A 26,847-nucleotide genomic window follows, 5' to 3' on the forward strand; every position below is an offset into this window, starting at 1 on the left:
CCGCAGGAAGGGGAGTTAAGGAAACGGGTATCGTCTTCCCAGCGTCTTCTATCCCATCCTATCGATTCAGGAGAATAATCTCCACTCGCTGATCCGAGAACGTCGCCCGATCGGAATCGGTGGACACATCCTGAGGCATCAGCATGAGCTCGCGCTGGAGGTAGTCCTGGACGGTGCGCGCCTGCTTCTCGGCGAGCTCCTTGGTCCCGGAGTAGGCCTCGACGCGCAGGGGCACGCCGGGGTAGCGCCGCTTGATGAGGTCGGCGGCGGAGCGCAGGACGGCCTCCCCCTCCCCCACGGTGCCCGAGGCGTCCTTCATCGAGCCGAAGAGCGCGGTCGAGTCCAGCGTCATGTGCATGCCGGTGCGCTCCTGGTGGACGACGCCCTTGTACTTGATGGGCTTGTCCGCGCGGGTGTAGGGCGTGCCGGCGGGGTCGGTGAACATGTAGACCGGCGAATAGGCCTTGCCGGCTTTGATCCACTCGTCCTGGTCGTTCTGCCCGGCCCAGACGATCTCCTCGGGCGGGTTGCTCGAGCCCTCGTAGTGGTGGAAGACCTTGCCTTCCTCGTCCGCGATGGTGAGCGACCACTGGTAGCCCTTCACTTCCTTGGGGTCGAGCTTGCGCCCGAGCACCTCGGCGAGGAGGTCGCGGGGGCGGAAGATCATCCCGGGGCGCTCGCTGAAGAGGGTCCTCCACGGCTGGACGACGCGGGGGTTGCGCAGGAACTCGGGGTGCGTGCGGCGCCAGACGACGGCGAGCGGGGACTCGGCGAGGAGGAGGTTCTCGTCGGGCTTGAGGGTGTCGCGGATGGACTCGAAGGGGTCGGTCGTGATCTGCAGCGGCGGCTTCACGTTCTTGAGCTTGTTGTCCCCCTCCCCGCGGATGACGACCTCCTGGGGCATCTCGCCGCTCGCGGAGGTGCCGACGGAGGTCTCGTTCTCGGAGACGGGGGCCTCGGCCCCGTAGTTGGAGGCGCTCGGGGCCGGAGCGGCCGGGGTCGCCTGCGCGGCCTCGACGGCCATGCTCGGCGGGGCCTCCGGGGAGACGCCGGTCCCTTCGAGCCCGGGCAGCGCGCCGCCCTTGGGGGCCTGGATGTGCTCGGGCTCCTTCTTCTGGCCCGAGCCGAAGAGGGCGAAGGCCGGCGCCGCGTTCAGCACCGCGAACAGGAACGCGGCGCCGACGAGCATGCTCCTACCCCCCACGAGAAATTCGGGCGCGTGAGACCCCGCCTTCCTTCCCGTCGTATTGTCGGCGCCTGAATTTCTCGTGATCATGGTCTACTCCAGGATGAAACGGAAGGTGATGACGCCCCATTGGTTTCCGGCGCTCTCTGCGACGGGCGCGAAGATCCAGCCCTTGAGACTCTCCATCGCGAGGCGGTCGAGGCGGCCGAAGCCGGAGGTCTTCTCGATGCGCATGCCCTCGAGCACGCGTCCCTCGGGGTCCACGGAGAAGCGGATGGCGACGTCGGCCTCCACGATGCCCTGGTCCTTCGCCCACTGCGGGAAGGCGGGCACGGCGGCCGACACGACGCGGCGGTTGGAAAGGGGCCCTTCGATCTCGACGGCCTTGCGCTGGACGGCCTGCAGGCCCTGCGGGCGCGGCAGCGGGGCGGGCGCGATGGGCTCGATGTTCCGCCGCGGCAGGACGCTCTGAGGCCGCGCGTCCTGGAGCGGAGCGGGGGCGCTCGGCAGGGCGGCGGCGAGCCGCTCGAGGGCGGTCGGCTTCCGTCCGGAGGCCTCGGGCGCGAGCAGCGGCGCCGTCTGCGGCACGCCGCGGCGCTCGAGCCCCGCCGTCGGAAGGGCGGCCAGCGCCTGCGGCTCGGGCCGGCGCTCCTCCTGGAGCGCGGCCAGCTCGAGGACCTTGCGCGCGGCCTGGCGCGTGCCGACCTCCTCGAGCTTGGGGAGCTCGACGGGGGCGCGGGACGCGCGGTTCTGGGGCAGGGCCTCGATGCGGGCGAGGTCCTGGCGCCTCTGTCCGAGGTCGAGCGCCGCGAGCTTCTCGGCGCGCTGGAGCTTCCCCCGGTCGTCGAGCTTGGGGTTCGCGAGCTCCATGAGCTTGCGCTGGATCTCGGGCGCCTTCACCTCGAGCGGGGTGCTCATCGACGGCTTGGGCAGGGCGGGCAGGGCCAGCTTCAGGAAGTCCTTCATCGTGGGCGGCTTCACGGCGGCGGCCGCCTTCTGCGCCGCGGGCGTCGCGATGAGGAGGTCGACGTTCGAGATGACCTTGAGCTGGGCCTTCTCCGTCACCGTCGAGAGCAGGATGTAGCCCGCCAGCCCTCCCACATGCAGGGCCAGAGAAGCCGTCACCGAGAACGGGAGCCTTGCTTCCACTTATTTCTTCTGCTCCGTGGCGATCGAGATGGACTTGGCGCCCGCCTCCTTGGCGAGCGACATGAGTTCGGTGAGCCGGCCGTGCGTCGCCTCGCGGTCGGCGCGCAGGACGACGATGCGCGACTCCGAGAGCTGCAGCTTGAGCTCGAGCATGACCTTGAGCTCCGCGACCGTCTTCGCCTCCTGGGCGTCGATGGCGAGGCGGTCGCCCTTCCCGAGCGAGATCGTGACCTTGTCCTTCTCCTCGCCTTCCTGGGTGGTCGCGACGGGGAGCTTCACGTCGAAGGCGGGGCGCGAGAGCAGCGGGGTGGTGACCATGAAGATGATGACGAGCACGAGGCAGACGTCGACGAGCGGCGTCACGTTGATGCCGGTCATCAGCTCTTCCTCGAAGTCGGCGAAGCGCTCGGCGTCGCTCTTCATCCTTTCGCCCCGTCCGCGGGCTTCTCGCCCGGCTTGGCTTCCCGCATGATCGCGAGCTTCTCGGCGCCGGACTGCTTGGCGAGGTCGAGGACCTCGACGACCTCGCCGACCTTGTTCTCGTCGTCGGCGCTGAGGAGGACCATCTTGTCCCTGCTCGCGGCCAGGGCCTGCGCGAGCCGCGCGCCGAGGAGCAGCGGGTCCACGGTCTGGCCGTTCAAGGTCACCTTGCCGTCCTTGAAGAGCCGCAGGGAGACGTTCTCGGCGGCGGAGACCTTGCCCACCGCCGCGCTCGCGCGCGACTCGAGGACCTTGATGCCCGCGGAGAGCGCGAAAGGCGCGATGGCCATGAAGATGATGACGAGCACGAGGCTCACGTCCACCAGCGGCGTGATGTTGATGCTGGTGATCGGCTCGTCGTCGCGCTGACCCGGTGCGGCGCCCATTCTTCGTCTCCGGTGCGGCTTACTTCGCTCCGAGCATGATGAGGAAGCGCGCGGAGGCGACTTCCATCGTCACGGACGTCGTCTTCACCTTGCGCATGAAGTAGTTGTAAAGGATCACGGCCGGAATGGCTACCGCCATTCCGGCTGCGGTCGCAACGAGGGCCTCGGCGATGCCCTTGGCGACGACCGTGGGGCCGCCGATGCCCGAGAGCGCGAGGTCCCGGAAGGCCTTGATGATGCCGACGACCGTGCCGAAGAGGCCGATGAAGGGCGCGGTGTTGCCCATCGTGCCGAGGATGCCGAGATAGCGCTCCATGCGGATGCGCTCCTCGAGGCGCTTGGTCGCGAGCAGCTCCTCGAGGTCCGCCTTCGAGTGCGAGCGGTGGAGAAGCGCGTAGGCGAGCACCTGGGCGACCGGGGCGAAAGTCTTCTGCAGGGAGGCCTGGGCCTGCTCCGCCTTCCCCCCCTCCAGGAGCTTGCGCACGGAGGCGAGGAGGGCGTCGGCGTCGACCTCGGCCTTGCGGAAGAACCACCAGCGCTCGAGGGCGAAGGCGATGGAGATCACGGAGCAGAAGAAGAGGATGATGAGGGTGAAGCTGTCCTTGAGGATGGATACGTAGTCGATGTCCGTCATGTGGGGTTCTCCTCCCGTCTAGTTGGTGCCGGGCAGATTGGGCTGGGCTTTCTTCTTGGGCGCGGGCTTCGGCGCGGCCTTCGGGGCCCCTTCGGTCGGCATGACCTGCGTGCGGTTGATGTCGTCGGGGCTCTCCGTCTGCGGCGCGCCGGCCTTGCGGGGGGCGGCGGAGCCGCCCCGGGGCGCCATCTTGCGCAGGCCTTCGGCGCGCGCGCGCGCGGCCTGGGCGGTCTGAGCGGCGGGCGCGTTGCGACCGATGTCGTCGTAGACGCCGGCGGCCTTCGCGTACTCCTGCTGGCCCTCGTAGAGCTCCCCGAGCTGGATGAGGCCCTGGAGCCGGTACCCGTTGTTCTTGGGGCTCATCGCGAGCAGGCTCTCGAGGGTCCGCGCGGCCTCGTCCTTCTGGCTCATGAGCAGGAGGATCTCTCCGCGGCCGTAGGTCGCCTGCATCGCCGTCGCGGGGTCGGCGGCGTTGGAGAGGATGCGCTCGAGCGTGCCCATCGCGCCGGAGTAGTCCTTGCGGTCCTTCTGGAGCGCGTAGACCTCCCAGAGCGCGGTCTTGCCCGCCTCGTCCTTGAGGCCGACCTGGTTCGCGTAGCGGGCGTAGGCCTCCTGGGCGCGGTCGAGCTTGCCGATGGCCTTGTAGGCCAGCGCGAGGTTGTACTGAGCGGGGCGCACGTACTCGGAGTCCGGATATTCGTCGATGAGCCGCTGGTACTGCTGGGCGGCGTTCTCGAAGTCCTGCTGGCCGTAGTACGCGCTGCCGAGGTGGAAGAGGGCGAGCGCGGTGTCGTCGTTGCGCGGGAAGTTGTCGAGGAAGCGGCGGAAGGCGAAGACGGAGTCCCCGTGACGCCCGGCGTTGAAGTAGGACTCGGCGAGCATGAACTGCGCCTTGCGCAGCTGGGCGCTGCCGGTGTAATCGACGCTGAAGCGCTGGAACTCGACGGCGGCGTCGCCGAACTTCTTCGCCTCGAAGAAGCGGCGCGCGATGCGGTACTGCGCGTCGCCGGCGACGGCGGTGCGCGGCGCGGCCTTGCCCACGGCGTCGAGCGCGGCCTTGAAGTCGAGGCCCGGGGCGCGGTCGAAGACGGCCTCCATGAGGTCGAGCGCGTCGGTCGACTCGGGGGCGGCCGGGAAGCGGGAGAGCAGGGCCTGGCACTCGCGCACGGCGCCCGCGTCGTCCTTCGAGTTGAAGGCGGCCTGGGCGATGCGCAGCTGGGCGAGCGGGAGCTCCTTGGAATCGGGGTAGGCCTCGAGGATGCGCCGGTAGGCGGCGACGGCCTCGGCGTACTTCTGCGCGCGGAAGAGCGTGTCGGCCATCTGGTACTCGGCCTTCGGGGTCTCCGGGGCCTCGGGGTACTTCTCGCGCAGGAGCTTCCACTTCTCGATGGCGTCGGTGTAGTAGCGCAGGTGGTAGAGGCTCATGCCCGCGCGGTAGAGCGCCTGGGGCGCCTCGGCGGCCTTCGGGTTCTCGCGCGCGAACTTCGCGTAGAGCTCCTGCGCCTCTTCGTACTCCTTCTGGTTGAACATGCTGTCGGCGATGCCGAGCTCGTTGAGTCCCGTGAAGGTCTCCGAGGACTTGGCGAGCTGGAGCATGTCCTTGAGCTTTCGGCGGTCCTCCAGCGCGGCGGCGTCGTCGTTGAGGAAGGTGTGGGTCCAGGCGAGGCCGTCGAGCGCGTAGAAGGACGCGAAGTCGTTGGGATAGACCTTGAGCACCATCTCATAGATGGCCTTGGCCTCGTCGACGCGGTTCATCGCGAGGTAGGCCTCGGCCGCGTAGAGGTAGCTCAGCGGGCGCCACTTCGACTGCGAGGGCGGCAGGTGCCGGAAGATGAACTGATACGAGGTCAAGATCGAGTTGAAGGCCTTCTGCTGGTACTGCGTCTTGAGGATGGTCAGCAGGGACTGCTCGGCCACGTCCGAGGTCGGCGCGAGGTCGATGATGCGCTGGAGCGCGGTGATGGCCTCGTTGGTCTGCTTGAGCTGGAGCAGGGCGTTGCCCAGCAGGAGGTAGACGTTCTTCGCCAGCGAGTTCGTCGGGTAGAGCTGCAGGAAGTTCCGGCAGGTCTGCGCGGTCTGGCCCCAGTCGCCGACCTGGTACTGCGACCAGGCGAGCTTGTAGTAGGCCAGCGGGGAGATCTTGATGGTGTCGGGATACTGGGTGATGACGCGGGTGTAGGCGAAGAGCGCCTCGCGGTACTGCTCGTCGACGAGGTAGCTCTCGGCGATGAAGTACTGGGCCAGCGGCGCGAAGAAGTCGCGCGCGTAGCGGTCGATGACGGACTGGAAGTGGGCGCGCGCCTCGACGTAGTTCTTCTTCTGGAACTGGGCCGAGCCGATGCGGAAGAGCGCCGAGACCTTGAGGCTCGAGTCCGGGTACTGCGAGAGGAAGCGCTCGTACTTGGTGATGGCGCCGTCGAAGTCCTTGGCGAGGAAGAAGGAGTCGCCGATGAAGAACTCGGTCTCCTCCTTGAGCACGGACTCCGGGAAGTCGCGGATGAGCTTCTCGAAGGTGGCGGCGGCGAGGAAGGGGCGCTTGGAGAGGAGATAGGTCTTGCCGAGGTAGAAGAGGGCCTCGGGGCTGTTGACGCTCTTGAGGGCCTTCTCGGCGTTCGCGTAGTCCCCCTTGTGCAGGCTCACGATGCCCTGCGCGTAGAGGACCTCGGGGACCTTCAGGTAGTTCGGGTAGGTCTCGCCGAGGAGGAAGAGGTTGGCCTCGGCCTGGCTGAACTGCTCGAGCGCGAGGTTCGCGAAGACGATGCCCATCCAGGACTCGGGGACGATGTAGCTCTTGTTGTAGTCCTTCTCGACCTTGCGCCACTCCTCGATGGCGACGCCCCAGTCCTTGGCGTTATAGGCGCTCTCGCCGAGCCGGTACTGCGCGGAGGCGCTGAGTCCCGACTGCTTCTTGCGGTGGCGCGAGACGACCTGCGTGAAGGCCTCGCGGGCGCGGGTCAGAAGGTCGACGGCCGTGACGTTCTTGGGGGCGAGGAGGCGCGCGGCCGACTGCTTCTTCGAGACGGCCTCGGCCTTGAGGATGGTGAGCGCGTCCTCCATGTACGCCTCGCCGGCCATGAACTGGGCGTCGGCGGCGCGGGGGCTGTCGGGGAAGCGGGAGATGAAGCGCTGGAAGGCGTCGACGGACGCGTTCTTTGCGCGCCCGGCGTCCGAGTAGAGCGAGGAGGCGGATTGGAACATCTCCTCCTCGTCGAGGCCGGAGCCGGCGAACTCCTTTCGGCCGTAGTCGGCGGCGCGCACGGAGGCGGCCGACGCGGCGAGGATGAGGACGGCGATGAGGGATCTTTTCATGGGAGGGTGGGGGCCGGGTGCTTCTCCCGGACCTCTCGGACGAGTTTTTCGGCGAGGGCGTCGTAGGAAACGGCGCCCTGCTTGCCGTCGAGCAGACGGAGCATCACGGAGTCCGCGGCCGCGTCGCGCGGCCCGAGCACCGCCATGTACGGGACCTTCTCCATCGAGGACTCCCGGACCTTGTGCCCCAGCTTCTCGTTGCTCTCGTCGAGCGCGACGCGCAGGCCGGCCGCGCGCAGGCGCGCGGCGAGGGCCCGGGCGGCGGGGGCCTCGTTCTCCGTGAGGGTCAGGATCTTGAGCTGGGTCGGGGCGAGCCAGAGCGGGAAGCGGCCGGCGTAGTGCTCGATGAGGAAGCCGATGAAGCGCTCGTGGGTCCCGAGCGGGGCGCGGTGGATGCAGAGCGGGGTCTCCGACCTGCCCTCGCGGTTCTTGTAGGAGAGGTCGAAGCGGGCGGGGACGGCGAAGTCCACCTGGTTGGTGGCGAGGGTGAACTCCTTGCCGATGGCGCTCCAGACCTGGACGTCCATCTTGGGGCCGTAGAAGGCGGCCTCGTTGGGGACGCGGACGTAGTTGATCTTGCCGTTGATGAGGGCGCGCTCGACGAGCTCCTCGGTCTTGAGCCAGAGTTCGGGCTGGTCCACGTACTTCTTGCCGAGGCCCTCGGCGGCGTGGGTGCTGAAGCGCATGACGTACTTCTCGATGCCGAAGACGCGGAAGTACTCGAGGTACATGCGGCAGACCGCGAGGAACTCCTCCTCGAACTGCTCGAGGGTGCAGTAGATGTGCGCGTCGTTCATCTGCATGGAGCGCACGCGCATGAGGCCGAAGAGCTCGCCGGACTGCTCGTAGCGGTAGCAGGTGCCGTACTCGGCCAGGCGCACGGGCAGGTCGCGGTAGGAGCGCAGCTCGGAGCCGTAGATCTTGTGGTGGTGCGGGCAGTTCATGGGCTTGAGGCAGTACTTCACGCCGTCGAGCTCCATGGGCGGGAACATGCTGTCCTTGTAGTAGGGCAGGTGCCCGCTGCGCAGGTAGATGGCTTCCTTGGCGATGTGCGGGGTCTTCACCCGCAGGTAGCCGGCGGCCGCCTCGGTCTCCTTGGCGAAGGTCTCGAGCTGCTCGATGAGGACTCCGCCGTTGGGCAGCCAGAGCGGCAGGCCCGGGCCGACCTCGTCGTCGAAGGTGAAGATGCGCAGCTCCTTGCCGAGCTTGCGGTGGTCGCGCTTGGCGGACTCCTCGATCTGCACGAGGTGGGCGTCGAGCTCCTCCTTGGTCTTGAAGGCGAGCCCGTAGATGCGCTGGAGCATCGGCCGCTTCTCGTCGCCGCGCCAGTACGCGCCGGCGATGGACATGAGCTTGAAGTGGCGGATCTTCCCCGTGTTGTCCACGTGGGGTCCTCGGCAGAGGTCGGTGAAGTCCCCGTTGGTGTAGTAGCTGATGGTCTCGCCGGCGGGGAGGTCCTCGATGAGCTCGACCTTGAGCTTCTCCCCCTTCGAGCCGAAGTCGCTGAGCGCCTCGGCGCGGGGGTGCTCGGTGCGCACGAAGCGCTGGCGCTCCTTGACGATGGCGCGCATGCGCTCCTCGATGACGGGGAGGTCCTCGGGGACGAAGTGGTGCTCGCTCTCGAAGTCGTAGTAGAAGCCGTGCTCGATGGCGGGACCGATGCCGAGCTTCGTCCCGGGCCAGAGCGCGACGACGGCCTGGGCCATGACGTGGGCGCAGGAGTGTCGGAGCGCGTGGAGGTCGGCGGGGGTCTCGGTGGGAGCGGTGGAGGTCTTCGCGTCTGGGCTCACGTGCACTCTCCGTTGCGGACGATGCAGAACCGCCTCATAGAAGACGAGCCGGCATCGCCGGCCCGTTCACGATAAATGGTGCCCAGTATAGGATTTGAACCTATGACCTCTCCCATGTCAAGGGAGCGCGCTACCACTGCGCCAACTGGGCCTCTGTCGCATCCCTCGCTCCGCTCGGGACTGATGCCCTCGCGAGAGAGGGAGCTTGCTCGCTCGGGTGCTCCCCATGGGGGGTTCCCCCCTCTGGCGCCGTCGGCGCGCATTCGCGCGCCAGGACGGCTGTCACCCTCCACTAGGGTGCGGCGGACCATGCCGCCGCGCTTCATAGTGTCGCGGCCACCACCGGCCGCGGCGTCGCGATCTCCCCGCCGAATTGCCCTGCTTTTCAGGGGAGAAATCGTGGAAGAAGGATAACAAAACGAGGAGTGCGTTTCAAGCGCGCGCATGCGATATCTCCATTATACGCGCGCGATGTTACAAAGGCATGGCGCCCCGAAATGCCCGGGACGCCATGGGGTTTGCTCAAGCCCTCAGGGATCCCCGCAGGGACTCCCTGCTATTTCTTGGCGGAGTCGGTGAGGGAGCGGCCGGAGAGGGCCGCAACGGCCGCGGCGAGCTCGACGGGTTCGACGGGCTTGCGGACGTAGAGCTGGAAGCCGGAGAGGAGGAGGCGGGCGTGCTCGTCCCCGCGGTTCGAAACGGTCAGGGCCACCGCCGGGACCTGCCCTCCCTTCTTGGCGTCGAGCGCGCGGACCTTGCGGATGAGGGCGTAGCCGTCCTCGTCGGAGAGGCCGACGTCGGTGACGAGGACGTCGGGCTTCTCCCGGGTGAAGGCCGTGAACGCCTCCTCCGCGCCGCCGGCCAGGTTCGCCGCGGCGCCGCACTGCCGCAGCACGGCGGCGATGATCTCCCGCGAGCCCTCGTCGTCGTCGACGACGAGCACGCGCAGACCCTCGAGCCGGGGAAGCTTCGCCCGGGCCTCGCCCCTCGTCCGCGGGCGGGGCGGGAGGGCGTCCACGCGCAGGGCGGGGACGGGGAGCTGCACGCTGAAAGAGGAGCCGCGGCCGACGCCGGCGCTCGCCGCCTCGACGACCCCGCCGTGCGCCTCGACGAGGAGCTTCACGATGGCCAGGCCGAGGCCGAGACCGCGGTACTTGCGGGTGAGCGGCTCCTCCGCCTGGCGGAAGCGGTCGAAGACGAGGCCGAGGTGCTCGGAGGCGATGCCCTGCCCGTTGTCCGTGATCCGCACCTGCAGGCGCGAACCGGCCCGGCCGAGCTCGATGCGGACCTCCCCGCCCTCCGGGGTGAACTTGACCGCGTTGGAGAGGAGGTTCCAGAAGACCTGCTGGAGCCGGTCGGGGTCGCCGAGCACGGGCGGGAGCCCGTCCTCGCCGCTGAGCGAGAGGCGGATGGACTTGGCTTCCGCGGCGGGCCGCACGGCGTCGAGGGAGGCCTCGACGGCCGCGCGCAGGTCGAGCATGCAGGTCTCGAGCTTGAGCTTCCCCGTGACGATGCGGGAGACGTCGAGGAGGTCCTCGATGATCTGGGACTGCTGCTGCATGTTGCGGTGGACGGTGTCGAGGGCCTTCTCGCGGGCCTCTCCGTCGAGCGCGCCCGTCTTCATGAGCCAGGTCCAGCCGAGCATCGCCGTCATCGGCGTGCGCATCTCGTGCGAGAGGATGGCGAGGAACTCGTCCTTCGCGCGGCTGGCCTGCTCGGCCTCCAGGCGCGCCGCCTTCTCGCTCAAGAGCGAGCGCGAGAGCTGCTCGGCCGCGCGCTTCTGCTCGGTGACGTCGCGCATGACGGACACGACGACGTCGTCCTCGATCATCGTGATGGAGACGTCCTGGAGGAAGGTGGTCCCGTCGCGGCGGCGCCCGACCGCCTCGCCGCGCCAGCGCCGCTCGCGCAGGAAGGAGGGGACGACGTCGCGCGCGAGGCGCTGGACCTCGGCCTCCGGATAGAGTTCCTGCCAGGCCCGGCCGATGAGCTCCTCCCCTTTGCCGTAGCCGTGCATGCGGGCGAGGGAGTCGTTGGCGAACACGATGCGCTCGCCCTCGCGGATGCCCACGCCGTCGACGGCCGTCTCCATGGAGACGCGCTGGCGCTGGAGCAGCCGCTCGGAGCGCACGCGCTCGACGACGTCGCGCACGACGCAGACCAGGCCGCCGCCCGCGATGCTCGAGAGGGAGAGCTCCTGGCGGAAGCGCGTCCCGTCCTTACGCAGGCCGACCGCCTCGCCGATCCAGCGCCCCTCGCGGTAGAGCGCCGGCATGACCTCGGTCTCGAAGCGCTTGAGCTCGTCGGCGTCGTAGAGGATCTTCCAGGACTTCCCGATCAGGTCCCCGGGAGCGTCGTAGCCGTAGACCTTCGCGTGGGCGGTGTTGACGTATTCGTAGGTCTCGTCGGGACCGAGGATGGCCATCCCGTCGAGCGAGCTCTCCATGGCGAGGGCGTGGCGCTGAAGGTCCTTCTCCGAGCGGACCTTGTCGGTCACGTCGCTGCCTACGCAGATGACGGCGCGGCGGCCGTCGAACTCCATGGGCCGGAACATGACTTCCATGTCGAGGGTCCGGCCGTCCTTCGTGCGCTGGCGGAAGGACGCGCTGCGCTGCTTGGGGCCCTGCGCCGAGGAGAGGCATTCCTGCAGGCGCGCGGCGTCCTCCGGAAGATGGACGGCCTGGACCTTCTGAGAGAGGAACTCGTCGCGGCTGTAGCCGTACTTCTCGCGGGCGGCCTCGTTGACCTCGAGGAAGTACTGGCTCACCGGGTCCACGACCCAGATGGGATGGGGCGTGAACTCGCAGAGCATGCGGAAGGAGTTCGACTGCAGCCGCAGCATGCCCTTATCTTACAACATTACAAACGGAAAGTATCCGGCGGGAAGCCCCGCTGGGGTTTCCCGCCCGAGTCTGCCTATTCCCCCTGAGAATCCCCCTTAGGGATTCTCAGACCCAGGGAGTCGGCGCATGCGCGGAAATCATCCGGCAGGGGGGCGGAGAGCGTCAGTTCTTTCCCCCCCGCCGGATGGCGGAGGCGGAGTCGGAAGGCGTGGAGCATCTGGCGCGGCGCCCCGAGAGCCCGGAGGTCCTCCGCGACGAGTTCCTTGCGCACGGCCTTGAGGTAGCCCTCGCCTTCGCCCGTATAGAGCTTGTCCCCGAGCACCGGGCACCCGAGCGCCGCGAGGTGGACCCGGATCTGGTGGAGGCGTCCGGTCTTCGGCCGCGCCAGCACGAGGGAGGCGCGGCCGTCAGTCTCGAGCCGTTCGAACTCCGTGACGGCTTCCTGGATGGGCTCGTCATCCCCAAGCTCCAGACCGTCCGCCGCATCCAGGCGGACGGTCTGCCTGACCTTGATGTCGCCGCCCTCCCTCCCGAGAGGGAGCTCGACGCGCAGCCGCGGGAGCGGGAAGCGCCCGGCGCAGAGGGCGAGGTACTCCTTGCGGACCTCTCCGCGCGTGAAGGCCTCGACGAGGGCCCGGGCGGCCTCGCGACTGCGGGCCAGGAGCAGCGTCCCGCTCGTCTCGCGGTCGAGCCGGTGCACGAGGTGGAGACGCTCTCCGGGGAACTGCGCGGCGAGCACGGAGACCACGGTGTTCGCGACGACCCGGTCGGTGGGATGGCAGATGAGGTCGGCGGGCTTGGCGACGGCCAGGAGCTCCGCGTCCCGGTGGATCACCGGCAGGGACGCGTAGCGCGCGGGCTCCTCCCGGCGGCGCGGATAGCGCACGAGCACCGTCTCTCCCTGGGCGACCCGCGCGGCGGGCTTGACGGCCCGGCCGCGCAGGAGCACCCGCCCCTCCGAGACGAGGCGGCGGACCTCCATGCGGGAATAGCGGTGCAGGCGCGCGGCGAGGAAGGCGTCGACGCGCATGCCCGCGTGCTCGAGGTGCACGTCGAAGGGCACCTCCGTCCACTCCCCGCTCACATATGCTCCAGCACGCGGAAGCCCTTTCGCGCGAGCGCTCCCGCGAGGGACTCCTCGGCCCCGGGCGCGCGCGGAGCGAAGGACTCGACGGAGACCGACGAGAGCGGGACCGCCGGGCCGCGCGAGATATAGAGGAGGTCCACCGCGTCGCGCGCGCACTCGACGTATGCGCGAAGGTCGGCGCCCTGCGCGGCGCCGCTCGCGAGGACGCGCAGGCCCGGGTTCGCGCGCTTGGCGCCGGCCGCGGCCGCGAGGGCGCCGCCCGGGGCGTGGAGGCGGTAGACGCCGAGGGCCGGAGCGAAGTCCGCGGGGGCCTCCCCGCCGCAGACGAGGAGGACGTCCTTGGGCCGCGTCCCGGCGCGGGCCAGCGCCCCGGCCAGCGCGCGCGACGCGGGCTCCTCGGGAGCGCCGGCGCGCAGGTAGGCGTCCGGAGGGAGGAGCTCGGCGTCGACGACAGGATCGGTCTCGGGCGGCAGCGGCGGAGCGTTGCGGCGGGAAGGGTAGCTGCGCTGCGCGAGCGCGCGCAGGGCGTTCGCCGCCTTGCGCCGGCGCTTGGCCGCGAGCATCGTCGCGCGCGCGGGGTCGACGGAAGGGTCCGGCGCGGCGAACGCGCGGCCGGCCATGCCCGGGGCCGCGCGCGGGGAGACCCCGTCGGGGAGGTCGGCGTAGCGGTCGTAGTCCGTCCCCGGCGCGAGCTCCGGCATCCAGAAGCCGCGGCCCGGATCGGGAGTGAAGGGCACGGGCGCGGCGCGCTCGGCGCCGAGGAGCACGACCGGGGCCTGCCAGGCGTCGGCGAGGACGAAGGCGGTGCGCGCGTCCGTCGAGCCGGCGGGGAGCACGAGGGCCGGACAGCCGGGGCCGGGTTCGAGGCGCAGGGCGTCGGGCGCGCTTCCGAGGACGAGGAGGACGAGCGGGACCTCGGCCTCCGCCGCGAGCGCGAGGGCGTCCAACGCGGCCGGCAGGGCCGCGGCGTCCACCGCGGCGGCCGCGCGCAGCCCGGCGAAGCCGGCTCCGAGCGCCGCGTACGCCGCTTCGGCGGCGGCGCCGGCGCGGACCCGGACCCACGGCCCCGCCGGCAGCGGCGCGGGGAGCGCCTCGGCGACGAAGCCGCAGGACGCGGCGCCCAGCGCGTCGGCGAGGGACCTCAATTCAGCGCTTCGGCCGAGGCCAGGCCGCGACGACGCTCGAGCTCATCCCGCCGCGGGGAGTGAAGCTCCCCGTCACCGTGACGCGCACGGGACGGCAGGCGCCGACGACGTCGTCGAGGATGCGGTTGACCGCGTTCTCGTAGAAGATCCCCTTGTCGCGGAAGGCGAGGAGGTAGAGCTTCAGGCTCTTGAGCTCCAGGCACAGCTTCGCCGGGACGTACTCGATGACGATGGTCCCGAAGTCCGGCAGTCCGGTCTTGGGGCACACCGCCGTGTACTCGGGGTACTCGATGCGGATGACGAAGCCGCGCCCCGGATACTGGTTGGGGAAGGCCTCGATGGCCGGCATCGCGCCGCGCGTTCCGGAGCGGGCCTGCGCCTCGGAATATCCGAGTCTCGTCGTTCGGTTCTTCATGCGGGTTCCCTCTTCTCCTTTTGCGTCTTGAGCAGCCGCGCCGAGTTCACGAGGACCGCGGCCGTCGCGGCGGCGGCGGTCAGCGCGTAGGACGACGGCCCCAGGCGGACTCCGCGCAGCAGCGCCCAGACCGAGGCCGGGATCATCAGGGCGTGGACGGCGAACATGATGAGGACGTTGCGGCGGATGGCGCGGCGCACGTCCTGGCCGAGCAGCACCGCCTGGAGGAAGCCGTCGAGGTCGCGCCGCTCGAGCGTGAAATCCGCGGCCGCTTCGGCCGGAGCCGGGCAGCCGGCCCCGCAGAGAGCGAGGTCCGCTCGCACGAGGGCGAGGCAGTCGCTCAAGCCCTCGCCGAGCACCGCGACGCGCCGCCCCTTCGCGCGCAGGCGCTCGACGAGCTCGGCCTTCTCGTCCTCCTGCGCCTCCGCGTAGACCTTCGCGACGCCCGCATGCTCGGCGGCGCGGAAGGCGGCCGCGTTGTCGTCGCCGGAGACGAGGATCGGCTCGATGCCGCGCGCGTGCAGGCGCTCGACGGCGGCGCGGGCCTCGGGACGCAGCTCGTCGGCGAAGGCGACGGCGCCGACGAGGCGGCCGTCGGCCGCCAGCGCGATGAGGGAATCCGAGCGGCTCTTGAGCCGCATCGCCTCCTCGGCCGTGGGCTCGACGCCGTGCTGCAGGATCCAGGCCAGGCTGCCGGCGAGGATCCGGCGGCCGTCGAGGTCGACGCAGACGCCGCGGCGCGGGAAGAACTCGAAGGAGTCGCGCGCCGCTCCCTCGACGCGCGCCTCCCGGCGCAGGGCGCTGAGGAAGGGGTGCTCGACGTGGAGCTCCGCCCTCAGGAGGACGGAGACGACCTCGGCCTCGCTCCAGCCGGCGAAGGCCAGGGTCTCGACGCGGCAGGGACGGCCCTCGGAGAGCACGCCGGTCTTGTCGAAGAGCACCGCGTCGGGCTTGCGGAAGGACTCGAGGAGGCGCGGGTTGCGCATGCCGATGCCGAGGCGCGCGCCGCGCAGCGCGCCGAAGAAGAGCGCGAGCGGTGAGGCGAGCCCGACGGCCCAGGGGCAGGCGGAGGAGAGCACGGAGAGGAACGCCGCCGCGGCGAAGAAGAGGCGGGGGTGCGGCCCGCGCGCCGCGCCGGCGGCCGCCGCGGCGCCCGCGGCCGCCAGCACGACGACGAAGAAGACCTGGGCCACGGGGTCGACGGCGCGCGCGCTCGTCTGTCGCGCGGCGGCGGAGGTGCTGACCTCGTCGGTGAGGCGCCGCAGCGCCGAGGCGCCCGGACCGCGCGCGGCCAGCACGAGCCGCCCGGACTTGTTGACGGAGCCCGCCCGCACCCGGCCGCCCGGGCGCTTCTCGACGGGCTCCGTGACGCCGGTGTGAAGGCCCTCCTCGACGAGAGACGTCCCCTCGAGGATGACGCCGTCGACGGGGATCGGCTCTCCCGGGCGCACGACGAAGCGGTCGCCGCGGGAGGTCTCGCCGAGCGGCAGGGTGACCTCTCGGCCCTCGCGCAGGACCCGCGCCGCCGCGGGGATGCGGCCGTAGAGGCGCAGGATCGCGCCCGGGCTCTTCTTCTGGTACTGCGCCTCGAACCAGAGCCCCAGGTTGACGAGCGTGACCATCCCCGTCAACGAGAGGAAGCGCGGCTCGCGCAGGCTCGCGGGCAGGTGCTCGCCGGCGAAGACCGCGGCGGTGCTCAGCAGAAAGAGCGCCCAGGCGCTCGTCGAGGCCAGCAGGTGCACGCCGAAGCGGCGGTCGCGCAGGCCGCGCAGGAGCCCGGCGTGGAAGCCGCCCGCGCACCAGAGCAGGACGGGCAGGGAGAGCAGCCAGGCGGTGTAGGGAGAGAAGGCCAGCGGCCCGCCGAGCGCGAAGGCCAGCAGGAACGCGAGGCCGGCCGCGATCTTCCGCTTCACTGCAGGGTCCGCCGCCAGGACGCCTCGAGCGCGCCCGTCGACGTCCAGATCCCGGGGAAGCCGACGCGCACGGAGTCCTCCATCGTGCGCCCGTCCTTGAGGGAGGCGAGGAACTGGCCGAAGCCGATGCGGCCGCCGCGCTCGATCATGAAGCGGACGACGCTCGTGACCTGCGCGTACCAGGCCCCGGCGTCGAAGGCCCCCTCGCTGAGCGGGGCGACGTCGGACATGCGGTCGAAAGGCAGCGGGGGATGGCTCCCGTCGAGCTGCGGGTAGGAGAGGTTGGCGAGGGTCCGCTCCTCGTAGACCGCGAGGCCCTCGTTGACCCAGCGCAGGTCCGTCCGGTCGCGGCCCATGTACTCGTTGAAGACGAGGTGCGTCATCTCGTGCGCGAGCACGGCCGGCAGCTGCGGGCCCTCGAAGGTGTAGATGGAGTTTCCGGCGGCCGCGCCTCCCGACCAGGACGGCATGCCGGTCTTGCGCAGGTATTCCTCCTTCGAGCCGTAGATGACGACGGGGTAGAGGCCGCGGGGCATGAAGGACATGAGCCCCGTGTCCCGCATGATCCCCTCGTAGGAGCGCTCGGCGAGCTCGGAGACGGCCGCGGCGCGGTCGACGGCGTAGGCGCGGACCTCGAAGTGCAGCGAGATCTGGGTCTTGGCGCCGGGGTCGAGGTCGGCGAAGCTCGTGCGCGAGATGGAGCCCGCGGGGGCGCCCCCGGCCTGCGGGAGGTCCACGCAGGCAGCGGCCCCGAGCGCGAGGAGCGGCAGGGCGGCGAGGAGAAGATGTCTCATATTCCGACGGGGATTCTACTAAATTGGTACACTGTCCCCATGGAAACGGCGCTCGAAGAGCTCGAAGTCCGCGTGGACCGCCCCGCCCCCGAAGGGCAGGGTATCGCACGCTCCGTCCCCGGCGCGGCGCCCGCGGCGGAAGGGGCGGGCGGGAGCGCCGCGGGGCCCCGCTCAGCCCCCACGGCACGGCCCGAGGGGAGCACGACCGCGGGCCGCGTCATCTTCGTCCCCTACGCCGCCCCGGGCGACCGCCTGCGCGTGCGCCTGCGCAAGGTCGAGAAGGGCTTCGCCGAGGCCGAGCTCCTCGAGGTGCTCTCCCCCGGCCCCGAGCGCGTCGAGCCGGTCTGCGCGCACCACTTCCGTCCCGGGGGGCCCCTCCCCTGTGGCGGCTGCAACTGGCAGCAGCTCTCCGCGAAGGGCCAGCTCGAGGCCAAGCGCGACATCGTCGTCGACTGCCTGCGCCGCATCGGCCGCATCCCCGAGCCGCCGGTCGAGCCCGCGCTCCCCTCCCCGAAGGTCCTGCGCTACCGCAACAAGGTGCTCATCCCCTTCGGCGCGCGCGAGGGCCGCGTCGTCGCCGGCTTCTTCTCCCCCGGGACCAACGCCATCGTGGACTTCACGGACTGCCCGGTGCAGCCCGAGCTCTCCGTGCGCATCGCGCTGAGGGTCAAGGCGCTCTGCGCCGAGCTCGGCTGGCGCCCCTACGACGTGCGCGCGCACGAGGGCTGGCTGCGCCACCTGCTCGTGCGCACCAACGAGGACGGCAAGGCCCTCATCGCGCTGGTCACCAACGACTCCACCTTCCCCCGCAAGGACGAGTTCCTCAAGCGCATCCTCGTCGGCTTCCCCGAGATCGTCGCGATCCTCCACAACGTGCAGCCCCACCGCACCTCCGTCGCGCTCGGCTCGGCCTGGCGCACCCTCTGGGGAGAATCGGAGCTCGAGGAGCGACTGGGGACCCTGCGCCTGCGCGCCGCCCCGGCGGCCTTCATGCAGGTGAACACCCCCGCGAGCCTCGTCCTCTACGAGGCGGCCCGCGCGCTCCTGTGCGCGGACGGCTTCCGCCCCGAGCTCCTCTTCGACCTCTACAGCGGGGTCGGCTCCATCGCGCTCTGTCTCTCGGGCGCGGCCGAGCGCATCGTCGGCATCGAGGAGAACCGCGACGCCGTCGAGAACGCGCGGCGCAACGCGCGCTTCAACGAGGTCAAGAACTGCGAGTTCGTCCCCGGCCGCGTCGAGACCGCGCTGGGCCGCCTGCACGCCTCCTTCGAGAAGAAGCCCCCGCTCTCCTGCGCCGCGCTGCTCGACCCGCCGCGCGCGGGCTGCGAGGAGTCCGTGCTCAAGTCCCTCAACTCCCCGGCGATGCGCCGCATCGTCTACATCTCCTGCAACCCCGCGACCTTCGCGCGCGACGCGGCCCGGCTGGCCCGCGGCGGCTGGCGCCTGCGCCGCGTGCAGCCGGTGGACCTCTTCCCGCAGACCTCTCACATCGAGACCGTCGGGGTCTTCGAGCGCGACGCCCCCGCCTCGCCGACTATCTAGGCCTTTCGTCCTAGTGTATAATGGGCCCTTGGACGCTGACTCCTCTATAGTCCTGCGTGTATAATCACGGAGCCGGCTCCATTCCTTATGGGAAAGGTGCGACCATGAAAACCACTCTGCGCGTCCTGATGGCCATCCTCCTCCTGGGCAACAGCCTCCCGCTGCCGGCCTTCGCCGCGGGCGAGTCGACCGCCTCCGGCTCGACCGACCCCCGAAACCCGAAGCACAAGGTGAGCGCCATCCCAGACAAGCCGGCGAAACCGGCGAAGCCCGCCCCCAAGGACGAGTTCAACTCCCCGACCGGCTGGGGCAGCTGGCAGTCGGTCACCACCGAAGCCGGCGAGCTGTTCTGCTACGCCCCCAAGTGCGGCGCGTACCACAAGCCGACGACCGGAGAGAAGTTCAAAGGCGCCGTCGGGTTGACTCGCGACCCCGCGCATCCGGACTTCTCGGGCGTCCCCCTCTACAAGTTCGTCAAGCGGACCAACCGCAAGGTCGAGGCCGGCAAAGCCCCCGAGACCGACGTCAAGGCCAGCCCCACGACCTACGTCCTCGAGCGCAAGGACGGAGTCCTCTCCGCGCGCGACACGAAGACCAACAAGGCCTCGCCGGCGCGCTTCGAGCTCTCCCTCTCGGCCAGGGACCCCTCGACCGTGCTCCACGTGACGAAGACCAAGGCTGCGGCAAAGCCGGCGGCGAAGCCCTCGGCGAAGCCGACGACCAAGCCCGTCGCCGGCAAGCCCGCCGGCAAGACGCAGCCGCCGGCCAAGGATCAGCCCCCGGCGAAGGATCAGCCCCCGGCCAAGGACCCGATCCTTGGCGGACAGACCATGCCCCCGGCGAAGGATCAGCCCCCGGCCAAGGACCAGCCGCCGTCCAAGGTCGAGACCAAGCTCTCTCCCCGCGACCAGGAGATCAAGGACTATCTCGGGAGCAACGACGCGACCGAGTTCGCGCTCGTGCTCTTCCTCGCCGACGCCAAGGACAACCCCGAGACCGCCAAGGAGATGGACGCCGACCTCCTCAAGCTCAAGGGGCTCAAGGCGGCCATGGAGAAGAAGGACCTGAGCGCCGAGGACAAGGCCAAGGCGACGGCCGAGTTCGAGAAGGCGAAGAAGGAGTTCTCCGTCAAATGGACCCAGAAGGCCTTCGCGAAGGCCGAGGCCATCCTCAAGGAGAAGAAGGGCGTGCCGCCCGGTCTCGCCGCGCGCGGCGTCGACCAGGTCAAACTCGAGGACTACTACTGCACGCGCAAGGCCCCGAAAGCGGCCGCGGCGACGACGGAGGAGAAGCCGTCTCTCCTGCAGCGCCTCGGCATCACGAAGAGCAAGATGCAGAAGGCGGCCAAAGAGGGCGATGACGACGCCGCCCGCGCGGGGACCGACCAGGCCATCGACGGGACCGCGACGCCGACCGACGACATCTGCGCCCCCTACCTCAACCGCCTCCGCCAGGGCACGAGCCAGCTCCAGCGGCCGGGCGGGACCCCGGGAGGGCTCGTCGTCGCCGAGGTGCCGGCCATCACCGGCGACAAGCGCGACACCTCCGCCGCCGACAAGGACGCCAAGAACAAGGCGCTCATGACCGAGCTCAAGAAGGACGCCGTCGCCGGCGCCTTCGGCGCGGTCGGCTTCGGCATCCTCGGCTTCATCTTCGGCGGGCCCATCGGCGCCCTCATCGGCGGAGCGATCGGCTTCGGCCTCATGGGAGCGGTGACGCACCTCAACAACAACCCCATAGGCAAGTAGCCGACGGCGCACCGCCGTCGGCGCCGCACGATTGAAAGGACACCGGCGAGTTACCCCTCCGCCGGTGTCCGTTTTTTGGAGCCCCCCTCTCCCTTCATCCCTCTCCCCCCACCGGGGGGAGAGGGGACAGGGGTGAGGGGGACCGGCCGTTCATGAGGCGGGACTACTTCGGCGAGGGGTTCGCGGGGGCGGACTCGTCCTTCTCATCCTTGAGTCCCCAGGCCAAAAGACATGCTCCGACGGTGATGGCGGAGTCGGCGACGTTGAAGACGGGGAAGGGGAAGCCGGTGAACTCCAGGAAGTCCACGACGAAGCGCAGGGTCAGCCGGTCGTAGAGGTTGCCGAGCGCGCCGCCGACGACGAGCGCCGCGCCGTAGCGGACCCCGACCTGCTCGACGGCCCAGCGCCGGCGCATCTGCAGGAGCGCGGCGAGCAGTACGAGCGAGACCGCGATGAGGAGAGTGTTCCCCCCCCGCAGCATCCCCCAGGCGGCGCCGGTGTTCTCGACGTAGGTGAAGTGCAGCAGCGGCAGTACGTGCAGCGAGGAGTCGGAAGGCAGGGCGCGCAGCGCCCAGACCTTCGTGGCGCGGTCCGCGCCGAAGACGGCGAGGACGCTCAGCGCTTCGAGAGCTGCTGGACGCAGCGTGCGCACAGGGCGGGGTCCTCGCTGGAGAGTCCGAGGTCGCTGCGGTAGCGCCAGCAACGAGGGCACTTCGTGCCCGCGGAGCGCTCGGCGTGAACCTGCACGGCCTCGGCCGGAGCGACGGAGAGCACGGCGCTCTCGCTGCTCGCCTCGCCCGTCTTGACCGCCGCCTCGGTCTCGGCGGCGTCGGTGAGGCGCTTGAGCTCGACGTCGGAGACGATGAGGAGCTCGGCCCAGGCCTCGGGGCTCAGGGTGCGCAGGAACTCGTAGGCGTCTCCGCCGGCGGAGACGACGACCCGCGCCTGCAGCGAGGAGCCGATGGCCTTGGCCCCGCGCATGCGCTCGAGGACCTTGAGCGCGGCCTCGCGCACGCGCAGGAGGTCCGCCCAGCGCAGCTGGAGCTGCTCGTCGGCCCACTCCTTCGGGCACGGAGGCAGCGGCTGGAGGAAGACGCTCTCGGCCGCGGGCCAGGCCGAGCCCTTCTCGGCGAGGAGGCGGCGCAGCTCCTGCCAGCCCTCCTCGCAGGTGAACGAGAGGATCGGGGAGGCCAGACGCAGCAGGCGCGTGAGGCACTCCCACATGACCGTCTGCGCCCCGCGCCGGACCGGGTCGTCGGTCCCGAGGGTGTAGAGCGCGTCCTTGCGGACGTCGAGGTAGAAGGCCGAGAGGTCGAGGTTGCAGAAGTCCTGCAGCGCGATGGCGCTGCGCCGGAAGGCGTACTCCGCGCAGTCGCGGCGGACCCCGTCCTCGAGCGCCGAGAGCCGCGCGAGCATGGCGCGCTCGAGCTCGGGGAGCTTCGCGAAGGGAACGGCGTCCTTCAGCGGGTCGAAGTCGCAGACGCTGCCGAGCAGGAAACGGAAGGTGTTGCGGAGCTTCCGGTAGGACTCGGTCGGCCCCTCGAGGAGCTTGCTCGAGATGCGGACGTCGTCGGTGAAGTCGGCGAGCGCGACCCACAGACGCAGGACGTCGGCGCCGAGCTTGTCGATGACCTCCTGCGGGCTCACGGTGTTGCCGGCCGACTTGTGCATCGCATGACCCTTCTCGTCGAGGAGGAAGCCGTGGGTGAGCACCGCCTTATACGGCGCTTTCCCTGTGCAGGCCACGGCCATCACCAGGGAGCTCTGGAACCAGCCGCGGTGCTGGTCGGAGCCCTCGAGGTAGAGGTCGCAGGGGACGGCCTTCTCGCCGAGCACGCTCAGCCAGGAGGCGCCCGAGTCCACCCAGACGTCGAGGATGTCGGCGTCGCGGCGGAAGAGCGTCGAGCCGCAGGCGCAGGGCTTCGCCGGCAGGAAGCTCCAGGTCTGGGCGCCCGCGGGGACCTCCTTCGTCCCGGGCAGGGCCACGGGGGCCTCGCGCTCCGCGAACCAGAAGTCGGAGCCGGCCTCGGCGACGCGCTGCTCGATCGCGGCGAGGGTCGCCTCGTCGTCGTGGAGCTTGCCGCAGGCGGCGCAGTGCAGGATGGGGATGGGCGTGCCCCACAGCCGCTGGCGCGAGATGCACCAGTCGGGACGGTTCGTGACCATCGCGGAGATGCGCTCCTTGCCGGCGGCGGGGACCCACTGGACCTCGTCGATCGCCTTGAGGAGGCGCTCGCGCAGGCCGTTCTTCTCCACTCCGAGGAACCACTGCTCGGTGGCGCGGAAGGCGATGGGGTTCTTGCAGCGCCAGCAGTGCGGGTAGCTGTGCGCGATGCTCTCATGGGCGAGGAGCCGGCCGTCGGCGAGCAGGCGCTCGACGACCTGCGGGTTCCCCTCCTTGAAGATCTGCAGGCCCTGGAACGGCCCGGCCTCGGCCGTGAAGCGGCCGTTGCCGTCGACGGGGCAGAGGATGGGGAGCTTGTTCTTGAGCCCGGTGTGGAAGTCGTCGAGCCCGTGTCCGGGCGCGGTGTGCACGATGCCCGTGCCGTCCTCCGCGCTCACGTAGTCGGCGAGGACCGTGCGGGACTCCTTGGTCGGGAAGCCCGCGAGGTGCCCGAAGGGCGTCTCGCAGACGAGCCCGGAGTCGACGACCTCGCGGCCCGACCAGGTCCCGACCTTGCCGACGACCTCCGCGTGGAGGGCCTTGCAGACGGCCTCGGCGCGGGAGTCGGCCATGAGGAGGGCGCGGGGCGCGTCGACGCCCGGGAGCTTGAGGCGCAGGAGCGAGTACGACATCGTCGGGTTGAAGGCCACCGCGAGGTTGGCGGGCAGCGTCCACGGGGTCGTCGTCCAGACGAGGACCGAGGCGTCCTTCCCGAACCGCTCGCTCTGCCCCTTCATGGGCAGAGCGACATACACCGACGGGGAGGTCTTGTCCTTGTACTCGACCTCGGCCTCGGCCAAGGCGGTCTCGCAGTAGACGCACCAGGAGACGGTCTTCAGGCCCCGGAAGATGTAGCCGTCGCGGTAGAGACGACGGAAGGCGCGCAGGATGCCGGCCTCGTAGGAGCGCGACATCGTCGTGTAAGGCGCGTCCCAGGAGCCGAGCACGCCGAGGCGCTTGAACTCCGCGCGCTGGACGCCGATGAAGCGTTCGGCGAAGGCCTGGGCCTCGTGCCGGAAGGCGACGAGGTCCTTGACGTCGCGCTTGCTCGCCTTCTTCTCCTTGAGGAGGGCGTGCTCGATGGGCAGGCCGTGGCAGTCCCAGCCGGGCACGTAGGGCGTGCGGCGGCCGAGCATGGACTGGGACTTCACGACGAGGTCCTTGAGGACCTTGTTGAGGGCGGTCCCCATGTGGATGTGGCCGTTGGCGTAGGGCGGACCGTCGTGGAGCACGAAGGAGCCGTCCTTCGCGGCCTCCAGCATGCGCTCGAAGACCTTCTTCTCCTCCCAGAACGCGAGCGTCGGCGGCTCGCGCTTGGGGAGGTCCCCCTTCATGGGGAACTGCGTCTGCGGGAGGTGGACGGTGTGCGACCAGCTCTTGCCTTCGGGTTTGCTCATCGGAAGCCGATTCTAGCAGTTTCGCGACTTCCCGTCGCGCGTGGATGCGGGTGCCTGCCATATGACGTTATACATCGCCGGATTCGCCGGTCATGTCGAGACTCGACGAAGTCCGACGTCGTATAACGTTATATGGCAGGCACCTGGGATTCATCGCGTTGACAAGCCGCGCGCGGTCTGTTATACAAGACGCATGCGACCCGTGAAGACCGAGGTCCTGCTGTCCCAGTCCCCCGCGGAGCTCTGGAAGCGCCTGGCGCGGCCCGAGTTCTGCCTGACCCTCTCGCACGCCCTGCGCGCCTGCCGGGGCGGAGCGTCCGTCAAGCTCCACGGCGCCGGCTCCCCCCCCGCCTTCGCCGCCGGGGCCCGGGTCGCGGTGCTCGACGCACGGGGAGGGCGCGAGAGCTTCTCCTGGGACATCCGGACCTGCGAGCCCCCGTACCGCCTGGAACTCGCCGTGCGCAAGGAGAAGGGCTTCTTCGACGCGGGAGAGTTCATCTGCTCGCTCGAGCTGCTGGAGGCGCCCGCGAAGGGGACGCGCGTGCAGGCCGAGGTGTTCGCGGTGATGTTCCGCGCCCCCCTCGAGCTGCTGAGCCTCCTCGTCCCGGTGCGCTGGCTCTACGCCCGCGCCGTCCGAAAGGCGGTCAAGCAAGCCTCCCGCTCCTGAACCCCAACGAAGAGGAGGGCCGCCCTCGACGAAGGGCGGCCCTCCTCTTTGCGTCTCGTGCTTACTGAGTGTTGCTGCCCTTCGTCTGGACCTTCTGCGTCCCGCCGTCCATCTGATAGGTCGCGTTCGACTCGTCCTGCACCGCCTGCTGGACGCTGGTGTTGCGCTTGTTCTCCTCCGGCTGCGTCGCGGGGCTGCAGTTGGCGATCTTGGTGCCCTTCGAGTAGGCCTGGTCGGCGCACTCGTCGACGATCTGTCCCTGGTCCTGCTGGCCGTACATGTTCTTCATCATGTTGCCCATGTTCTTGGCCATGCCGGCCATGGCGCCGGCCATGGAGAGCATCATCATGCCGAGGGCGACGAGCATCAGCCCGATCATGATGAGGATGAACGCCCACGGGCCGGAGGCCATGGCCATGATGGCGATGCCCGCGGCGATGAGGACGAGGCTGAGGAGCTTGAGCATGGAAGCCATGTTCCCCATGCCCTTGGCGGCGTCCAGGGTGGGCTGATACGGCGTCACGTTGCCGCCCGGCGGGACCTCCGGGACGGTCGGGAGGGTGTTGTCGACCCCGGTGCCGGTACCGGTGCCGGCGCTCGGCGGGACCACCGCGGAGGTGTCGTCGATGCCGGAGATCTGACCGCCCTGCGTCCCCTGCTGGTCGAAGGCGTTGGCCGCGTACTGGTGCGCCTGCGAATCCGGAGCCGCGGCGGCGCCGGCGCTCGACATCGTGCGCGCCATCTTGAGCTGGCCCATCGCCCGGTTCGAGCGCCCGCGCAGCGAGCTGAGCTTCCCGACGGCGGGCTTCAAGAGGCCCCGGGCGAAGGTCGCGAGCTTGCCCTGCGCCGGCTTGCCGCCGATGTTCGACTTGAGATTGAAGCCGCCCGCGCCCTGCTTGAGCCCTTTGTTGCCGCCCGCGAGCCCGGCCGAACCCATCATCGACGGCATGCTGCCCTCGGGAAGGCCCTTCGCGAGGCGCTTGGTGAAGCCGTCGGCGAGGGCGCCCTTGTCGCCCTGGATGCCCTGCTGCTTCATCATCTCGCTGACGTCCGGCATGGGAGGAGTCTGCTCCCCATCGGCCTGGACGGCATCCTTCTTCTCTTCGACCTTGGGCGCTGTGGGCTTGGTCTCGTCCCAGGCGAACTCGCCCTCGTTGGCCCTGGCGACCATGCCCAGGGCCTTGTCGCGGGCGGAATCGATGACGATGCCGGAGCCCCCCATGGAGAGGGAGACCGCCGGACTCTCGACGGTTCCTCGACCGCCGCCGAGCATGGCGAGGCCGGCGAGACTGACGAGGGCCGCCCAGAGCATCATGCCGCCGAGGACGATGCTCGAGCCGTATTTGGCCGCGAAGAGCCCGCCGAGCACGGTCCCGGGGCCGCCGAGGAGCTTCGAGAGGGCCGCCGCCACGGCACGGGAGCCGAGGAAGCCGGCGCGCGCCGCCGCGCCCGCTCCGACCTCTACGCCCGCCGCGCCCAGGCCCGACGCGCCGCCGGAGGCGCCGCTGCCGCTCCAGAGCGCGCCGCCGCGCTTGCGCTCTTCCTCCTTCTTCTTGAGGACGGGGATGTCGGGCTCCGCGGGAGGCGGGGCCTCGGGAACCGGGGCCTTGGGAACGGAGGCCTCGGGCCCGGCGGCATGACCGTGCTTGCGGCGGCCGAAGGGTTTCATGGCACTTTCAGGATAGTAGGTCGGGGGGTCCCCAATCAAGGGCCAAAGGGCCTAGTCGCTTTTATAGGCCCTTGGACCTACCCGGGCCGCCGGCCCAGGACGAGACTGGGCCCTGGACGGGCGCCGCGGAGCGAAGGGACGGAAGAGTCCTCCCGCGCCCCCCCCGGCGGGAGCGGCCCGCCACAAAAGGCTTGCCGCTCCTCGCCGATTTCGGCTATCATCGTACCCGTGGAACACATACTCATGGCGTTCATCGCCGTCTGCCTCGGCGTCATCACCCTCGCCGTCCTCGCCCTCCTGGGCTTCGCCCTGTACGTCTTCTGGCAGGTGCGGCGCGCGGCGGCGGCGGTCGAGGCGCTCGCCTACACCGCCCGCGACCAGTTCGGGCGGCTGCGCGGAGCCACCGACCGCCTGAGCGAGTTCGCGGGTCTCGCGAGCTCGGGCTGGGCGAAAGCCCTGGCGATCGGGCTGGGAACGGCGGCCGCTTTCTGGATGCGTCGCCGGGCCCGCTCCTGCGACTGAAGCCGTC

The 26,847-nt window shown here is 70.2% G+C and carries 20 protein-coding genes and 1 tRNA gene; 4 read left to right on the forward strand and 17 right to left on the reverse strand.

Annotated elements, in window-relative coordinates:
• Positions 1-58: 58 nt before the first annotated feature.
• The 14 genes from WC969_04830 to WC969_04895 form a co-directional block, all read right to left on the reverse strand.
• Complete coding sequence (locus tag WC969_04830; protein MFA6029162.1) at positions 59-1,189, reverse strand: hypothetical protein; 1,131 nt, start codon at positions 1,187-1,189, stop codon at positions 59-61.
• Positions 1,190-1,279: 90 nt separating this feature from the next.
• Positions 1,280-2,335 carry a TonB family protein gene (locus WC969_04835; GenBank protein MFA6029163.1) on the reverse strand — a complete coding sequence of 352 codons (1,056 nt, stop codon included), beginning with the start codon at positions 2,333-2,335 and terminating at the stop codon, positions 1,280-1,282.
• The gene (locus WC969_04840; GenBank protein ID MFA6029164.1) at positions 2,336-2,758 is read right to left on the reverse strand and encodes a biopolymer transporter ExbD; all 423 of its coding nucleotides are present in this window, start codon (positions 2,756-2,758) and stop codon (positions 2,336-2,338) included.
• Positions 2,755-3,201, reverse strand: coding sequence for a biopolymer transporter ExbD (locus WC969_04845; GenBank protein MFA6029165.1), 447 nt, complete (start codon positions 3,199-3,201; stop codon positions 2,755-2,757). Before WC969_04845 ends, WC969_04840 begins: the two co-directional genes overlap by 4 nt.
• Before the next feature lie 19 nt (positions 3,202-3,220).
• Positions 3,221-3,835 carry a MotA/TolQ/ExbB proton channel family protein gene (locus WC969_04850; GenBank protein ID MFA6029166.1) on the reverse strand — a complete coding sequence of 205 codons (615 nt, stop codon included), beginning with the start codon at positions 3,833-3,835 and terminating at the stop codon, positions 3,221-3,223.
• An 18-nt stretch (positions 3,836-3,853) separates the two neighbouring features.
• Complete coding sequence (locus WC969_04855) at positions 3,854-7,144, reverse strand: tetratricopeptide repeat protein (GenBank protein MFA6029167.1); 3,291 nt, start codon at positions 7,142-7,144, stop codon at positions 3,854-3,856.
• A complete protein-coding gene (gene thrS / locus WC969_04860) occupies positions 7,141-8,934 on the reverse strand; it encodes a threonine--tRNA ligase (GenBank protein ID MFA6029168.1) in 1,794 nt (597 codons plus the stop codon). Before thrS ends, WC969_04855 begins: the two co-directional genes overlap by 4 nt.
• A 76-nt stretch (positions 8,935-9,010) precedes the next feature.
• Positions 9,011-9,085 (reverse strand) — tRNA-Val (locus tag WC969_04865).
• Positions 9,086-9,490: 405 nt separating this feature from the next.
• Complete coding sequence (locus tag WC969_04870; GenBank protein MFA6029169.1) at positions 9,491-11,776, reverse strand: PAS domain S-box protein; 2,286 nt, start codon at positions 11,774-11,776, stop codon at positions 9,491-9,493.
• A gap of 74 nt (positions 11,777-11,850) precedes the next feature.
• Positions 11,851-12,861 carry an RluA family pseudouridine synthase gene (locus WC969_04875; protein ID MFA6029170.1) on the reverse strand — a complete coding sequence of 337 codons (1,011 nt, stop codon included), beginning with the start codon at positions 12,859-12,861 and terminating at the stop codon, positions 11,851-11,853.
• Positions 12,858-14,009, reverse strand: a complete 1,152-nt coding sequence (locus WC969_04880; GenBank protein MFA6029171.1) for a hypothetical protein — start codon at positions 14,007-14,009, stop codon at positions 12,858-12,860. The genes WC969_04875 and WC969_04880 overlap by 4 nt, the downstream gene beginning before the upstream one ends.
• A gap of 1 nt (position 14,010) precedes the next feature.
• Complete coding sequence (gene queF / locus WC969_04885) at positions 14,011-14,424, reverse strand: preQ(1) synthase (GenBank protein ID MFA6029172.1); 414 nt, start codon at positions 14,422-14,424, stop codon at positions 14,011-14,013.
• Positions 14,421-16,337 carry an HAD-IC family P-type ATPase gene (locus tag WC969_04890; protein MFA6029173.1) on the reverse strand — a complete coding sequence of 639 codons (1,917 nt, stop codon included), beginning with the start codon at positions 16,335-16,337 and terminating at the stop codon, positions 14,421-14,423. Before WC969_04890 ends, queF begins: the two co-directional genes overlap by 4 nt.
• Positions 16,334-17,131, reverse strand: coding sequence for a hypothetical protein (locus tag WC969_04895; protein MFA6029174.1), 798 nt, complete (start codon positions 17,129-17,131; stop codon positions 16,334-16,336). The genes WC969_04890 and WC969_04895 overlap by 4 nt, the downstream gene beginning before the upstream one ends.
• Before the next feature lie 39 nt (positions 17,132-17,170).
• On the opposite strand from WC969_04895, the gene rlmD reads away from it, so the two are divergent.
• A complete protein-coding gene (rlmD, locus tag WC969_04900) occupies positions 17,171-18,673 on the forward strand; it encodes a 23S rRNA (uracil(1939)-C(5))-methyltransferase RlmD (protein MFA6029175.1) in 1,503 nt (500 codons plus the stop codon).
• A 104-nt stretch (positions 18,674-18,777) separates the two neighbouring features.
• The gene (locus tag WC969_04905) at positions 18,778-20,421 is read left to right on the forward strand and encodes a DUF456 domain-containing protein (GenBank protein MFA6029176.1); all 1,644 of its coding nucleotides are present in this window, start codon (positions 18,778-18,780) and stop codon (positions 20,419-20,421) included.
• A 163-nt stretch (positions 20,422-20,584) separates the two neighbouring features.
• On the opposite strand, the gene lspA is transcribed toward WC969_04905, so the two are convergent.
• Entirely contained in the window at positions 20,585-21,073 is a 489-nt protein-coding gene (lspA, locus tag WC969_04910) for a signal peptidase II (GenBank protein ID MFA6029177.1), read from the reverse strand.
• Positions 21,037-23,982, reverse strand: coding sequence for an isoleucine--tRNA ligase (gene ileS / locus WC969_04915; GenBank protein MFA6029178.1), 2,946 nt, complete (start codon positions 23,980-23,982; stop codon positions 21,037-21,039). Before ileS ends, lspA begins: the two co-directional genes overlap by 37 nt.
• Before the next feature lie 193 nt (positions 23,983-24,175).
• Between ileS and WC969_04920 the strand changes: the two genes are divergently transcribed.
• Positions 24,176-24,649 (forward strand): hypothetical protein, encoded by a 474-nt coding sequence (locus tag WC969_04920; GenBank protein MFA6029179.1) that lies wholly within the window; start codon positions 24,176-24,178, stop codon positions 24,647-24,649.
• A gap of 61 nt (positions 24,650-24,710) precedes the next feature.
• On the opposite strand, the gene WC969_04925 is transcribed toward WC969_04920, so the two are convergent.
• The gene (locus tag WC969_04925; GenBank protein ID MFA6029180.1) at positions 24,711-26,318 is read right to left on the reverse strand and encodes a hypothetical protein; all 1,608 of its coding nucleotides are present in this window, start codon (positions 26,316-26,318) and stop codon (positions 24,711-24,713) included.
• Between the two features lie 228 nt (positions 26,319-26,546).
• On the opposite strand from WC969_04925, the gene WC969_04930 reads away from it, so the two are divergent.
• Positions 26,547-26,840 (forward strand): hypothetical protein, encoded by a 294-nt coding sequence (locus tag WC969_04930; GenBank protein MFA6029181.1) that lies wholly within the window; start codon positions 26,547-26,549, stop codon positions 26,838-26,840.
• Positions 26,841-26,847 lie beyond the last annotated feature (7 nt).

The sequence above is a fragment of the Elusimicrobiota bacterium genome (genome assembly GCA_041660925.1).
Taxonomy (GTDB): domain Bacteria; phylum Elusimicrobiota; class Elusimicrobia; order UBA1565; family UBA1565; genus JBAZUV01.

Bases quoted from the DNA above. Each gene is read 5' to 3' on its own strand.
- WC969_04830 (MFA6029162.1), bottom strand. From the start codon at position 1,189: ATGCTCGTCGGCGCCGCGTTCCTGTTCGCGGTGCTGAACGCGGCGCCG.
- WC969_04840 (MFA6029164.1), bottom strand. From the start codon at position 2,758: ATGAAGAGCGACGCCGAGCGCTTCGCCGACTTCGAGGAAGAGCTGATG.
- WC969_04845 (MFA6029165.1), bottom strand. From the start codon at position 3,201: ATGGGCGCCGCACCGGGTCAGCGCGACGACGAGCCGATCACCAGCATC.
- WC969_04850 (MFA6029166.1), bottom strand. From the start codon at position 3,835: ATGACGGACATCGACTACGTATCCATCCTCAAGGACAGCTTCACCCTC.
- WC969_04855 (MFA6029167.1), bottom strand. From the start codon at position 7,144: ATGAAAAGATCCCTCATCGCCGTCCTCATCCTCGCCGCGTCGGCCGCC.
- WC969_04870 (MFA6029169.1), bottom strand. From the start codon at position 11,776: ATGCTGCGGCTGCAGTCGAACTCCTTCCGCATGCTCTGCGAGTTCACG.
- queF (MFA6029172.1), bottom strand. From the start codon at position 14,424: ATGAAGAACCGAACGACGAGACTCGGATATTCCGAGGCGCAGGCCCGC.
- WC969_04895 (MFA6029174.1), bottom strand. From the start codon at position 17,131: ATGAGACATCTTCTCCTCGCCGCCCTGCCGCTCCTCGCGCTCGGGGCC.
- rlmD (MFA6029175.1), top strand. From the start codon at position 17,171: ATGGAAACGGCGCTCGAAGAGCTCGAAGTCCGCGTGGACCGCCCCGCC.
- WC969_04905 (MFA6029176.1), top strand. From the start codon at position 18,778: ATGAAAACCACTCTGCGCGTCCTGATGGCCATCCTCCTCCTGGGCAAC.
- ileS (MFA6029178.1), bottom strand. From the start codon at position 23,982: ATGAGCAAACCCGAAGGCAAGAGCTGGTCGCACACCGTCCACCTCCCG.
- WC969_04920 (MFA6029179.1), top strand. From the start codon at position 24,176: ATGCGACCCGTGAAGACCGAGGTCCTGCTGTCCCAGTCCCCCGCGGAG.
- WC969_04925 (MFA6029180.1), bottom strand. From the start codon at position 26,318: ATGAAACCCTTCGGCCGCCGCAAGCACGGTCATGCCGCCGGGCCCGAG.